The organism is Leptothrix cholodnii SP-6 (assembly GCF_000019785.1).
Classification (GTDB): domain Bacteria; phylum Pseudomonadota; class Gammaproteobacteria; order Burkholderiales; family Burkholderiaceae_C; genus Sphaerotilus; species Sphaerotilus cholodnii.
In genome coordinates this window covers 528,771-541,646 of the sequence record NC_010524.1, presented here as the reverse complement: position 1 = coordinate 541,646, position 12,876 = coordinate 528,771, and the positions used below count along the sequence as shown (strand labels likewise).

Genomic DNA, 12,876 nt, shown 5'->3' with positions numbered 1-12,876 from the left:
CTCGCCGACCGTCAGGCCTGCGTCTGCGTCTGCGTCTGCGTCTGCGCCAGGTCGGCATCGTCGCTCGGCGGGCTGGGCTGGGCACGCGGCAGGCGCAACGTGAAGCGCGCGCCCGGCCCCTCGCCCGGCGGGATCTGCGCACCGCTGCGGGCATCGTCGAGCGCGATCGTGGTGCCGTGCTGGGCCGCGATCTCGGCCACGATCGCCAGGCCCAGGCCCGAGCCGTCCACCGGCGTGCCCAGCGCGCGGTAGAAGGGCTGGAACACCAGATCCTTTTCGGCCTGCGGAATGCCCGGCCCCGAGTCCTCGACCTGCAGCACCACCACCTGGCCGAACGGATCGACCAGCAGCCGCACGGTCACGGTGCCACGCGTGGGCGTGTACTGCAGGGCGTTGTCGACCAGGTTGGCGATCAGCTCGCGCAGCAGCAGCGGATGGCCGAGGACGCGGCAGTCGACCGCCGCGGTATCGGCCTCGGAGGCGTCGTCCGGTACCGGCTCGGGGCCTTCGTAGCCGAGGTCGATGCCCTTGTCGAGCGCCTTGGGCACGAAGTCGCGCACGACGTCGATCGCCAGCACGCGCAGGTCGAGCACCGCGCGTGCGGCGATGCCGGCCTGGGCATCGGCACGGGCCATCGACAGCAGCTGGTTGACCATGTGTGCGGCACGCTGCGAGGCGTTGGCCATGTGTTCGAGCGAAGCCTGCAGCGCACGCGCGTCGCCGTTGCCGCTGGCCACCGCCCGGGCGGCCAGTTCGGCCTGCATGCGCAGGCCCGCCAGCGGCGTCTTGAGCTGGTGCGCGGCATCGGCCAGGAAGCGCTTCTGCGTGCTCATCGAGCCCTGCTGACGTTCGAGCAGGTCGTTGAACGCCTGCACCAGCGGCGAGACCTCCTCGGGCACGTCGTGCACGTCGATCGGCGACAGGTCGTCGCTGTGGCGCTCGCGGATGCGCCGCTGCAGCGCGTTGAGCGGCGCCAGCCCGCGCGCGAGCGCAAACCACACCAGCAGCACCGCCACCGGCAGGATCACGAACTGCGGCAGGATCACGCCCTTGATGATCTCGGTGGCCAGGCGCGAGCGCTTGGTCAGCGTCTCGCCGACCTGCACCAGCGCCGGCCGGCTCGACCCCGGCACCGCCACCCAGACGTAGACCACCCGCACGCTGTCGTCCTGCACCTCGTCGTCGCGGATGCGCGGCTCGCCGAGCACGCCGCCGTCACCGTCGGGCGGCACCGGCAGGTCGCGGTCGCCGCTGACGAACTCGCCACGTGTGCCCAGCACCTGGTAGTAGACGTTGTCGAGCTCGTCGGCCCGGAACAGCCGGGCGGTCTCCTTGGGCAGATCGAAACGGATGCCGCGCTCGCCCGGCTCGATGCGCTGCGCCAGCGTGCGCACCGATTCGAGCAGCGCGCGGTCGTACGGCTTGTTGGCGATGCCCTGCGCGGCCAGCCAGGTCAGCGCCAGGCTCATCGGCCAGATCACCAGCAGCGGCGCGAGCATCCAGTCGAGGATCTCGCCGAACAGCGAACGCTGCTCGCGGCGGCGCACGATCGCCGGCAGCGCCGGCAAGGTCGGTCGCTTCACGCGGCGTGCCCGCTGGCGCGGCAGCGATCAGCCCGGGATCTTTTCAAGGCAATAGCCGAGGCCGCGCACGGTGGCGATGCGGATCGGTCCCTGTTCGATCTTCTTGCGCAGACGGTGGATGTAGACCTCGATCGCGTTGTTGCTGACCTCTTCGCCCCACTCGCACAGACGCTCGACCAGCTGGTCCTTGCTGACCAGCCGGCCGGCGCGCTGCAGCAGCACCTCGAGCAGGCTCAGCTCGCGCGCCGACAGGTCGATCATCAGGTCGTTGATGTAGGCCACCCGGCCGGTGGCGTCGAAGCTCAGCGGGCCGTGGCGGATGATCGCGCTGGCCGAACCGAGGCCGCGGCGCGTCAGCGCACGCACGCGCGCCTCGAGCTCCTGCAGCGAGAACGGCTTGGCCATGTAGTCGTCGGCGCCGAAATCGAGGCCCTTGACGCGCTGCTCGATGCTGTCGGCGGCGGTCAGGATCAGCACCGGCACCGACGAGCCGCGCCCGCGCAGTTTCTTGAGCACCTCCAGGCCGTGCAGCTTGGGCAGGCCCAGGTCCAGGATCAGCATGTCGAACTCGTGGGCGGCCAGCGCCGCGTCGGCCTCCGAACCGGAACCGACATGGTCGACCGCATAACCGGCGCTGCGCAGGCTGCGCAGCAAACCATCGGCCAGGACCTGGTCATCTTCGGCGATCAGGATGCGCATGTGTCTGTCTCCTCTTCTATCGGCTCATTGTAAGAATGGCAGGCGGCGCCTCCATCGGTGTTGTCGTGGTGCAGAGCATGCAGAATCAGCAACGGCAATCGCCGCGGACACTGTACAAACATCCAGCAATTGAGATAATGGCGCGCAAACCTCCGGAGAAACCCATGGAAGCAACCGCCAAGTCGGCGCTGAGCGGCGAAAAAGCCAAGGCCTTGCAGGTCGCACTGGCCCAGATCGAAAAGCAGTTCGGCAAGGGATCGATCATGCGCCTGGGCGAAGGCGAGGTGATCGAGGACATCCAGGTGGTCTCGACCGGCTCGCTCGGCCTCGACGTCGCCCTCGGCGTGGGCGGCCTGCCGCGCGGCCGGGTGGTCGAGATCTACGGCCCCGAGTCGTCGGGCAAGACCACGCTGACGCTGCAGGTCATCGCCCAGATGCAGAAGCTCTCGGGCGTCTGCGCCTTCATCGACGCCGAACACGCGCTCGACATCCAGTACGCGCAAAAGCTCGGCGTCAACCTGCAGGACCTGCTGATCAGCCAGCCCGACACCGGCGAGCAGGCGCTCGAGATCGTCGACGCGCTGGTGCGCTCGGGCTCGGTCGACCTGATCGTGGTCGACTCGGTCGCGGCCCTGACGCCCAAGGCCGAACTCGAAGGCGAGATGGGCGATTCGCTGCCCGGCCTGCAGGCTCGCCTGATGAGCCAGGCCCTGCGCAAGCTGACCTCGAACATCAAGAAGACCAACTGCATGGTCATCTTCATCAACCAGATCCGCATGAAGATCGGCGTGATGTTCGGCAGCCCCGAAACCACCACCGGCGGCAACGCACTCAAGTTCTACGCCTCGGTGCGACTCGACATCCGCCGCATCGGCAGCATCAAGAAGGGCGAAGAAGTCATCGGCAGCGAGACCAAGGTCAAGGTCGTCAAGAACAAGGTCTCGCCACCGTTCAAGACCGCCGAGTTCGACATCCTCTACGGTGAAGGCATCAGCCGCGAAGGCGAGATCATCGACATGGGCGTGGTCGCCAAGGTGGTCGACAAGTCCGGCGCCTGGTACGCCTACAACGGCGAGAAGATCGGCCAGGGCAAGGACAACTGCCGCGAGTTCCTGCGCGAGAACCCGGCGCTGGCGCACGAGATCGAGAACAAGATCCGCGAATCGCTCGGCATCAGCCTGCTGCCACCGCAGAACGGTGCTGCTGCAGCCGCACCCGCGGCCTGATCCGGGCGACGTCGACAGCCTGGCGGGCACGGCATGCAGATGGCCAGCAACCGGCCGCAACTCTCGCTCAAGGGCCGGGCGCTCAAGTACTTGGCGGCGCGCGAACACTCGCGCGCCGAACTGGCGCGCAAGCTGGCCCCGCATGCCGGCGATCCGGCTGAGATCGAGGCCGTGCTCGACGACCTGCAGGCTCGCGGCTTCCTGAGCGAGGCCCGCTACGTGGCGTCGGTCGTGCACCGGCGCGCCGAACGATTCGGCGTCGCGCGCATCCGCCAGGAGCTGCTCAGCAAGGGCACGCCGGCCGACCAGATGACCGACGCACTCGATGCGCTGCGCACGACCGAGCTGGAGCGGGCCCGCGAACTGTGGCGCCGCCGCTTCGGCCAGCCCCCGGCGGATGCGCGCGAAGCGGCTCGGCAGAATCGCTTCCTGATGTCCCGCGGCTTCTCCAGCGACGTCGTGCGCCAGGTGCTGCGCCTGGCCGATCACGAACACGACCACGACAACACGTAGCGGTTTGCACCCACTCTTTTGCGGCAACGCAGCATGCTAGAGTCCCGCGGTTACATCGGGACTTCAAGCTCGCCGCTGCCGCCTGGACTCTACGCAGCAGTGCGTCATGCCAGTCCCGGCCCCGTCCATCCGGACCCACTTCGAGTGACTCTTCATGAAAATCCACGAGTACCAAGGCAAGGCGATCCTGCGCCAGTTCGACATTCCGGTGCCGCGCGGCCATGCTGCGTTCACGGTGCAAGAGGCGGTGGAAGCCGCGCAGAAGCTCGGCGGCCCGGTGTGGGTCGTGAAGGCGCAGATCCACGCCGGTGGCCGTGGCAAGGGCGGGGGCGTCAAGGTCGCCAAGAGCCTCGATGACGTCAAGAAGCTCGCCGAGCAGATCCTGGGCATGCAGCTGGTCACGCACCAGACCGGCCCCGAAGGCCAGAAGGTGCGCCGCCTCTACATCGAAGACGGCGCCGACATCCAGAAGGAGTACTACGTCTCCCTGGTCACCGACCGCCAGTCGCAGAAGGTCGCCTTCATCGCATCGAGCGAAGGCGGCATGGACATCGAGGAAGTCGCCCACTCGACGCCCGAGAAGATCATCACCGAAGTGATCGACCCGCTGACCGGCCTGGGCGCCGAGCAGGCCGAGAAGATCGCCCGCGCCATCGGCCTGCCGGCCGAGTCGATCGCGCAGGCCGTCACCCTGTTCCAGAACCTCTACCGCTGCTACATGGAGACGGACGCCTCGCTGGTCGAGATCAACCCGCTCAACCGTGACAGCAAGGGCGGCCTGATCGCGCTGGACGCCAAGTTCAACTTCGACGCCAACGCGCTGTTCCGCCACCCCGAGATCGTCGCCTGCCGCGACCTCGACGAAGAAGATCCGGCCGAAGTCGAAGCCAGCAAGTTCGATCTGGCCTACATCAGCCTGGACGGCAACATCGGCTGCCTGGTCAACGGCGCGGGCCTGGCGATGGCGACGATGGACACCATCAAGCTGTTCGGCGGCGAGCCGGCCAACTTCCTCGACGTCGGCGGTGGCGCCACCGCCGAGAAGGTGACCGAAGCCTTCAAGATCATGCTCAAGAACCCCGAGGTCAAGGGCATCCTGGTCAACATCTTCGGCGGCATCATGAAGTGCGACACCATCGCCGAAGGCGTGATCACGGCCTGCAAGGCGGTCAACCTGTCGGTGCCGCTGGTGGTGCGCATGAAGGGCACCAACGAGGACCTGGGCAAGAAGATGCTGGCCGAATCGGGCCTGCCGATCATCGCTGCGGACACGATGGCCGAAGCCGCGACCGCGATCGTCAACGCCGTCAAGTAAGCCCGGAGCAACAGAACATGTCGATTCTCATCAACAAAGACACCCGCGTCATCACGCAGGGCATCACCGGCAAGACCGGCCAGTTCCACACGCTGGGCTGCCAGGCCTATGCCAACGGCAAGAACGCGTTCGTCGCGGGCGTGAACCCGAAGAAGGCGGGCGAGAAGTTCGCCGACATCCCCATCTACGCCAGCGTCAAGGAAGCCGCGCAGCAGCAAGGTGCGACCGTCAGCGTGATCTACGTGCCGCCCGCCGGCGCGGCAGCGGCGATCTGGGAAGCGGTCGAAGCCGACCTGGACCTGGCGATCTGCATCACCGAAGGCATCCCGGTTCGGGACATGCTCGAAGTGCGCAACAAGATGAAGGCCAAGGAAGCCGCCGGCGGCAAGAAGACGCTGCTGCTGGGCCCCAACTGCCCGGGCCTGATCACGCCCGAGGAGATCAAGATCGGCATCATGCCCGGCCACATCCACCGCAAGGGCCGCATCGGCGTGGTGAGCCGTTCGGGCACGCTGACGTATGAAGCGGTCGCCCAGCTGACCGAGATCGGCCTGGGCCAATCGAGCGCGGTGGGCATCGGCGGCGACCCGATCAACGGCTTGAAGCACATCGACGTGATGCGCGCCTTCAACGACGATCCGGACACCGATGCGGTGATCATGATCGGCGAGATCGGCGGCCCCGATGAAGCCGAAGCGGCGATGTGGTGCAAGGCGAACATGAAGAAGCCGATCGTCGGTTTCATCGCCGGCGTGACGGCGCCCGCGGGCAAGCGCATGGGCCATGCCGGTGCGCTGATCAGCGGTGGCGCGGACACGGCGGACGCCAAGCTCGCGATCATGGAGGAGTGCGGCTTCACGATCACGCGCAACCCCAGCGAGATGGCTCGCCTGCTGAAGGCGCTGCTGTAAACGGCACGGATCGACCGGTAAGCCGGTCGTGCCATGACGAGCCGCCTTCGGGCGGCTTTTTCGTGGGGGCAACCGACGGTGCAGGAGCCCGACTCAGGCGGGTATGCTTGCGGCCATGGTCAAGATCCTGATTCGTTGGTGCCTGCTGGCAGCCGTGCTGCTGCTGATCGCCCATCTGTATTCGGGCGTCGAGGTGCGCAGCTTCTCCGCAGCGCTGGGCGCGGCCCTGGTGCTGGGGTTGCTGAACGCGGTGGTGCGCCCGGTGCTGGTGATCCTGACGCTGCCGGTCACGCTGGTCACGCTCGGGCTGTTCCTGTTCGTCATCAACGCACTGCTGTTCTACAGCGCAGCGTGGCTGATGGACGGGCTCCACGTCACGAGCTTCGGTGCCGCGCTGGTGGCGTCGCTGATCTACAGCGTGTTCGGCCTGGTGGTCGAAGCCGCGCTGTCGCAGATCTTTCGCGACAGCTGATCCGCGGCCCGCACGCCTGCCGCGCGCGGGCGATCAGCGCCCGCTCTCGTCGCCCGGCGCGCGGCCTTCGTCGAGGGCCTGCTGGCGCCGCTTCTGCTCCACCACCTTGAGCCGCACGTCGAGCACCGCCGCCTCGACGTGATCGACCTGGCCCTGCCCGCGTGCCAGCCGCTGGCCGGCGCGCAGGCGGTCGGCCGCGCCCTGCCAGTCGCCCAGCGCGACCCGCACCTCGGCCTGCGCACGCAGCGCCGCCAGCGGCTGGCCGCGGCGCTCGTGCAATTGCGCGAGCAGATCCCAGGCGCTGGCGTCGTTCGGGTGATCGGTGACCCAGGTCATCAGCGCCTCGCTGCTGCGCTGCAGCGCGGCCTGCGGTCCGCCCGGCGAACGGTGCGCAGCCAGCGCCACGCGGGCGACCAGCATCAGGCCGGCGCGCGAACCGTCGTCGACCCGCGCGCCGCCCGGCGCCTGCAGGATGTTCAGCGCCTCGACCGCCCGATCGCGCTCGATCAGCGATTCGATGCGCAGCATCGCCACCGCCCGCGCGGCCGCCTCGTGCGGCGCAGCCAGATCGCGTGCGCGCTGCAGTGCGGCGTCGGCGAGCGGCCACTGCTTGAGGCGCGACGCTGCCAGCGCAGCAGCGTAGGCGCTGGCCAGCGCAGGCGGCCCGCCGAGCGTGCCGTTGCCGGCCGATCCCTGTCCGGCCGAGGCGTCGCCGGGGGCGCTCGCCAGCCGTTGCAAGGCCTCGTTGCGGCCATCCATCAGCGCGCGTGCGCGGCCCTGCATCGCGGCATGCAGCCAGGCCGCGGAGGCGCCGCCCGAGCCCAGGCTGGCGCTGGGCGTCTGCGCGCCGTCCAAGCCGAGTCGGCTGCGCGCCTCGGCGATGCGGTCGCTGGTCAGCGGGTGCGAGCGCAGATAGGGGAACTGGTTGCTGTCGGTCAGCCGAGCGGCCAGCTGCATGCGCTCGAACATGCCGACCATGCCGACCCCTTCGTAGCCGGCGCCCTGCAGCACGCCGAAGCCGACCCGGTCGGCCTCGCGCTCCATGTCGCGCGAGAAGTTCAGCTGCCCCTGCACCGCCGCCGCCTGGCCGCCCATCACCAGCGCCTGGGCGGCGTCGGGGCTGCGCGAGACGGCCATGATGCCCAGGATCATCGTGGCCAGCGCCAGCATCGAGCTGCGCCGACCGCTGGTCATCATGCGGGCGATGTGGCGCTGGCTGACGTGCGACATCTCGTGCGCCAGCACCGAGGCCAGCTCGTCGCGGCTGCCGGTCATCGACAGCAGGCCCAGGTGCACGCCGACATAACCGCCCGGCAGCGCGAAGGCGTTGACACTGCGGTCGCGCACCACGAAGGTCTGCCAGGCCAGGTTCTGCGCCAGTTCTTCGGAGACATCGCCGCGCGCCTTGGCCGCGGCCAGCAGCGGCTGCCAGATGCGCTCGATGTACTCGACCAGCAGCGGGTCGTCGAGCACGTCCGGGTCGCGCCGCAGCTCCTGCATGATGCGGTCGCCGAGGCGGCCTTCGGCGGCCACCGCGATCTCGTCGCTGGCGGCGTCGCCGAGCGCGGGCAGCGTCGACGACGCGCCCTGCGCCAGCACCGCGATCGGCGCCGGGCACAGCAGCGCGGCGGCCAGGCACCAGCCGGCGCGGCGCAGGCGCCGGGGGGGTGAAAGTCGGGTCAGCGGGAGCGTCATGGGCGGGGTCGGCAAAGCATCAGCGCCCTATGATGCACGCACCTTGTCACCCGTCTGTAAAGCGATGTCCAGCCCTGCCTCTCCGCCCGACTTCACGTCGGTTTCCACGCCTGCGTCGCCGCTGACCCACTTCGACAGCCAGGGCCAGGCACACATGGTCGACGTGGCGGCCAAGGCCGTGACGCACCGCGTGGCCACCGCCACCGGCTGCATCCGCATGCTGCCGGCCACGCTGGCGCTGATCACGCAGGGCTCGGCCAAGAAGGGCGACGTGCTCGGCATCGCCCGCATCGCCGCCATCCAGGGCGCCAAGCGCACCGCCGACCTGATCCCGCTGTGCCATCCGCTGCCGCTGACGCGGGTGGCGGTCGAGTTCGAGATCGACACCGCCCTGCCCGGCGTGACCTGCACCGCCACCGCCGAAACCCTCGGCCAGACCGGCGTCGAGATGGAAGCCCTCACCGCCGTGCAGGTCGGCCTGCTGACGATCTACGACATGTGCAAGGCCGCCGACCGCGGCATGGTGATGGACGGTGTTCGGCTGCTCGAGAAGCGCGGCGGCAAGTCCGGCCACTGGCAGGCGGAATAGATCGTTTTTCCTCGTGTGCTTGTTGGCCCTCACACCGCCACCTCCCAGTGGCCGCCCTTGTCAGGGCCGATGCGGCGCAGGCGGCCCTCTTCGCGCAGCTTGCGGATCACACGCAGGATGGCGCTTTCGGATTTGCCCAGTTGCAGCGCAAGCGTCGGCACCGTGGCCTGTGGGTCGGCTTGGAGGGCGTGCAAAACCAGATCTGGCGTTTTCCCTGGCGTTTTCCCTGGCGTTTTCCCTGGCGTTTCAACCTGCGCCCGGCGAATCGCTGCCCTCGATGACCCCCAACTCATCGTCAGCACGGTGTGGTCGTAGGGCTCGAAATCGTCGTGCAACGTCAACGTGCGGCCGTCGCCGTCCCAGCCAGCGCGGATACGCGGCAGGCCGGAGCCTGCGCGCTCGCCCAGGTTGAGCATCAGGAACATCTGCTGGAGGGTGCGGTTGCGGCAGTCGCTCACCCCGCCGTGCAGCGCCTGCTCGGCCGGAATGCGCAGCGCACCCGGGTTGCGGAACTCGAAACCGGACGGCCGCTTGACGATGCGCACCGAAGCCCGATCGTTGTAGTCGGCATGCACCAGCGTGTTGACCAGCGCCTCGCGCAGCGCCTGGTGCTGGGGCGTGTCGTCGATGCGCGTGTCGCCCTTGAGCATGAACGGCACCTTCAGGTCGGCACCGAGCTTTCGGATCACGCGGCGATAGAAGTCGAACAGGTTGCCAGACCAGGTGCCATCGGGAACCAGCCGGTCGAGCCAGCGCGTGGCCGCGTCAGAGGCGTCGGTCTGTTCCTGGTAATCGACGAAGTACAGCGGGGCGGCCTCGCTGATGCTGGGCCACTGGCCGAACATCAGCAGCCCGGCCAGGGTCAGGCCGCTATCGCCGCTGTCGCGGTCGTCACGCCAGCCGCCGATCAACTTCAGGAAGGCGGTGTCGTCGGGTGCGTTCCAGGGGTGATCGGGCCGCACGACCGCGAACATCTGACGGTAAGCGCGCAGGCTTTCAGGATCCAGATCCGGCAGGCCGAAGCGGTTCAGCAGGCGGGTGTCGCGGCTGTCTTCGAGCTGTTCGGCCAGCATGCGCTTGACGGTCTCGACATCGCAGAGCCGGTCGCCGTCGTGCAGCCGGCGCCAGGTGTGGCCCAGCGGCTGGCCGTTCAGATAGATCGGCCGCAGCTTGCGCGGCGCCTGCGGGATCTGCACGGCCAGTACCGTCCGGCCCTCCAGCATCAGCGCCTGCACATCGTCTTCACCGAGCAGATTGGCGCTGACCTTGCCCGGATTGTTGAGGTTGTTGAACAGGTCGCGCCGCACCTTGTCCGCATCGGGCACACCGGCCACGCTGAACCGGCCATGGCGCTCACGCACACCCAGCAGCAGCAACCCGCCGTGGCTGTTCGCCATCGCCGAGTAGGTCGGCCAGAAGTCCTTGGGCAGGGCGCCCTGCCCGTCCTCGCCCTGCGCGAGCTTGCATTCCAGCGTGACCGTCTCGACGAGTTGCGAGAGGTCGCCGAGCGAGCGGAGGTCGAGTTTCTTGGCGCCTTCGGTCACCTGTCTTCCTCCCAAGGTGTCTGTTTCTCGGACGACTCGCCCTGCCTCAGGGGTGCATCGCCTCGGCCGGCCAGCGCGGATCGGGCTCGCACTGGAACGGCACACTGGCCGCCACCGCCGCAGCGCCCGAGGCCGGCAGCGCGGCGGCCTGGCAGGGTGCGAAGAACGCGTCCGACGCCGGATTGCGGAACTCGCGCAGGCGCGCCGCCACGTGGCGTGAGCGCTCGACGTCGCCGCGCGCGGCCAGTGCCCGCGCGTAGGCCGTCATCAGGCGGGTGTCGAGCAGGTGATGGAGCGGGCGCCTGAAGGCGTCGAACACCTGCTCGGGCTGCGGCGCCATCGTGACCTCGGCGTAATCGGCGTGATGGCCGAACAGGATGCTGCGCTGACCGCGCGCGATGCGCTGCGGCAGGGCTTCGGGGATGCCGATCGACACGTCCGGCTCGAAGATCACCGCCACCGTGTAGTACTGGTGCGCCGCCCAGCCCGACGCCAGCATGCCGAGCGCCGACACCAGGCCGCACACCGAGCGCGCCAGCGTCGGCGGCCGGCGCCACCCGGCGTCCAGTTCGCCGACCCGATCGGCGGACGCCGGCGGCGGCACCAGGCCCGTCATCCAGCCCGCCATCAGCGCCGTCGGCAGCAGGAAATACGCGTACCACAGCGGGTACTCGAGCAGGCTGTGCACCAGCACCAGCGCCAGCATGAAGGCCGCGCAGCGCGCCCCGCCGGCGCGCAGGTCGTCGGCCTGCGTGAACGCCGCGCGGCTGCGCCACGCCACCCACAGCGCCAGCGCCAGCACCGCCGCAGCAAACGGCAGGCCCGAGTCCACCGCCAGCTGCAGCAGCAGGTTGTGGCTGTGATCGAAGAACGCCACCGGCCGATCCGGGAACGGCGTCATCGACCAGACGAAGTTGAAGGCCCCCGGCCCGACGCCGGTCCACGGATGCTGCGCGATCAGCGCCAGCGTGTTGGCCCAGATGCGCCCGCGCGAACTGCTCGGGTCGCCGTGCAGCGTCTTCTTGATCTGGTCGTCGCCGTAGAAGAACTGGCCGGTGCTGGCCGACCACTGCTCCATGCCCCACCAGCCGAGCGCGTAGACCGCCAGCATCGCCAGCAGCAGCAGCCGCACGCGGCCCGGCAGGCGGCGGTCGATGGCGCCCCAGCCCGCCAGCATCAGCACCCCGACCATGCCGGTGCGCGAGGCCGTCAGCACGTCGGCCAGCACCAGCAGCACCAGCACGGCGGCCAGTTCGCGCAGGAACCAGCGATGGCGCTGCGACAGCCACACCGCCGCCGCACAGGCCCACAGCAGCAGCGTCGACAGCTGATTGGGCTGGCGCATGTTGCCGATGGCGCGCCCGGGCGTGGTCGGCATCGCGACCCAGACGCCATCGGTCCAGGTGGGCGCGAACACCTGCAGCAGCGAGATCCCGACGCTCAGCAGCCCGGCCGCCAGCAGCGCGACCAGCAGGCCCGACCACAGCGCATCGTCACGCCCGGACTGCGCCGACAGCCCCGCCGCCAGCGCCAGCGCGGCGCCCAGCGACAAGGTGGCGATCGGCATCAGGCGCTGCCCGAAGGGCGCCTCGGTCAGGCCCTGCGCCACGATCAGCATCACCAGCAGCAGCAGCAGGCCGCGCAGGGCACCCGGCATGCGCCGGATCGGCACCGGCGTCGCGCGGCCGACCCACAGCCCCAGCCACAGCGCCATGCCGGCAAAGGCGCACAGCTGGTTGAAGAAGGTGGAGGTGGGCGAGACGGTGGGCGCCAGCAGCATCGGCAGGGCGACGGCCGACAAGGCGGCCAGCAGCATGCCGTCGGGCTGCCACGGCGACGTGACTGGCGGGTAGTTGGAGGACATCGGATCAGGTTGACAGTGCGCCGGGATTGTCGGCGATGGCCACACCGGCCCGGCCGGGCGATGCGCGCCGCGTGATATCTTCTTTTCCCCCGTTTCCAGGGCGCCCCGCGCCGCCGAGATCATGCCGCTGTCGTTCCTGAAAGGCCTGTTCGGGTCGTCCGAAATCAAGACGCTGGCGCAGTCGCTCGCCAACGAACTGAGCCGGCGCTACCCGCCCGCGATGGCCACCGGCGAAGGGCGCAAGCTGTCGCCGCAGGCGGTGACGAACATCCTCGAGAGCGTCATCAACAAGGCTGTCAGCAAGAGCCACGAGTGGAATCTGGGCGTGATCGGCAAGGCCAAACTCGGCAATGCGTTGCGCTGGGAGCTCAAGGACAAGGGCTATCCGGACAAGTTCATCGAGATGGTGACTGAGGCGCTGGTGGTCTACATGTCGCGCCAAGAGAAGAAGTCCTGAACCCGATC

General features: G+C 69.0%; 12 protein-coding genes. 7 read left to right on the top strand and 5 right to left on the bottom strand.

Going from position 1 to position 12,876, the window contains the following annotated elements:
- Positions 1–11: 11 nt before the first annotated feature.
- On the bottom strand, positions 12–1,499 hold the full coding sequence (locus LCHO_RS02520; RefSeq protein WP_150105554.1) for a sensor histidine kinase: 1,488 nt from the start codon (positions 1,497–1,499) through the stop codon (positions 12–14).
- Positions 1,500–1,610: 111 nt separating this feature from the next.
- Positions 1,611–2,282 carry a response regulator gene (locus LCHO_RS02515; protein ID WP_012345535.1) on the bottom strand — a complete coding sequence of 224 codons (672 nt, stop codon included), beginning with the start codon at positions 2,280–2,282 and terminating at the stop codon, positions 1,611–1,613.
- 164 nt (positions 2,283–2,446) lie between these two features.
- Between LCHO_RS02515 and recA the strand changes: the two genes are divergently transcribed.
- The 5 genes from recA to LCHO_RS02490 all read left to right on the top strand — a co-directional run bounded on the left by recA (position 2,447) and on the right by LCHO_RS02490 (position 6,719).
- Positions 2,447–3,508 (top strand): recombinase RecA, encoded by a 1,062-nt coding sequence (gene recA / locus LCHO_RS02510; RefSeq protein WP_012345534.1) that lies wholly within the window; start codon positions 2,447–2,449, stop codon positions 3,506–3,508.
- A 39-nt stretch (positions 3,509–3,547) separates the two neighbouring features.
- Positions 3,548–4,021 carry a recombination regulator RecX gene (recX, locus tag LCHO_RS02505; protein WP_012345533.1) on the top strand — a complete coding sequence of 158 codons (474 nt, stop codon included), beginning with the start codon at positions 3,548–3,550 and terminating at the stop codon, positions 4,019–4,021.
- A 154-nt stretch (positions 4,022–4,175) separates the two neighbouring features.
- On the top strand, positions 4,176–5,336 hold the full coding sequence (sucC, locus tag LCHO_RS02500; RefSeq protein WP_012345532.1) for an ADP-forming succinate--CoA ligase subunit beta: 1,161 nt from the start codon (positions 4,176–4,178) through the stop codon (positions 5,334–5,336).
- 17 nt (positions 5,337–5,353) lie between these two features.
- On the top strand, positions 5,354–6,247 hold the full coding sequence (sucD, locus tag LCHO_RS02495; RefSeq protein WP_012345531.1) for a succinate--CoA ligase subunit alpha: 894 nt from the start codon (positions 5,354–5,356) through the stop codon (positions 6,245–6,247).
- A gap of 115 nt (positions 6,248–6,362) precedes the next feature.
- Positions 6,363–6,719 (top strand): phage holin family protein, encoded by a 357-nt coding sequence (locus LCHO_RS02490; protein ID WP_150105402.1) that lies wholly within the window; start codon positions 6,363–6,365, stop codon positions 6,717–6,719.
- A 33-nt stretch (positions 6,720–6,752) separates the two neighbouring features.
- Here LCHO_RS02490 and LCHO_RS02485 read toward each other — a convergent pair whose 3' ends face one another.
- Positions 6,753–8,414 (bottom strand): M48 family metalloprotease, encoded by a 1,662-nt coding sequence (locus LCHO_RS02485; protein WP_012345529.1) that lies wholly within the window; start codon positions 8,412–8,414, stop codon positions 6,753–6,755.
- A gap of 64 nt (positions 8,415–8,478) precedes the next feature.
- Here LCHO_RS02485 and moaC point away from each other — a divergent pair, with 64 nt between their 5' ends.
- Positions 8,479–9,003, top strand: coding sequence for a cyclic pyranopterin monophosphate synthase MoaC (gene moaC / locus LCHO_RS02480; protein ID WP_050757279.1), 525 nt, complete (start codon positions 8,479–8,481; stop codon positions 9,001–9,003).
- A 29-nt stretch (positions 9,004–9,032) separates the two neighbouring features.
- Here the strand turns inward: moaC and LCHO_RS02475 are convergent, their stop codons facing one another.
- Both LCHO_RS02475 and LCHO_RS02470 read right to left on the bottom strand, forming a co-directional pair.
- Positions 9,033–10,547: an RNA-binding domain-containing protein gene (locus LCHO_RS02475; protein WP_012345527.1), complete on the bottom strand. Its 1,515-nt coding sequence runs from the start codon at positions 10,545–10,547 to the stop codon at positions 9,033–9,035.
- 46 nt (positions 10,548–10,593) lie between these two features.
- Positions 10,594–12,411 (bottom strand): PglL family O-oligosaccharyltransferase, encoded by a 1,818-nt coding sequence (locus tag LCHO_RS02470; RefSeq protein ID WP_012345526.1) that lies wholly within the window; start codon positions 12,409–12,411, stop codon positions 10,594–10,596.
- A 121-nt stretch (positions 12,412–12,532) separates the two neighbouring features.
- Between LCHO_RS02470 and LCHO_RS02465 the strand changes: the two genes are divergently transcribed.
- Positions 12,533–12,868, top strand: coding sequence for a hypothetical protein (locus tag LCHO_RS02465; RefSeq protein WP_012345525.1), 336 nt, complete (start codon positions 12,533–12,535; stop codon positions 12,866–12,868).
- The last annotated feature ends 8 nt before the right edge of the window (positions 12,869–12,876 follow it).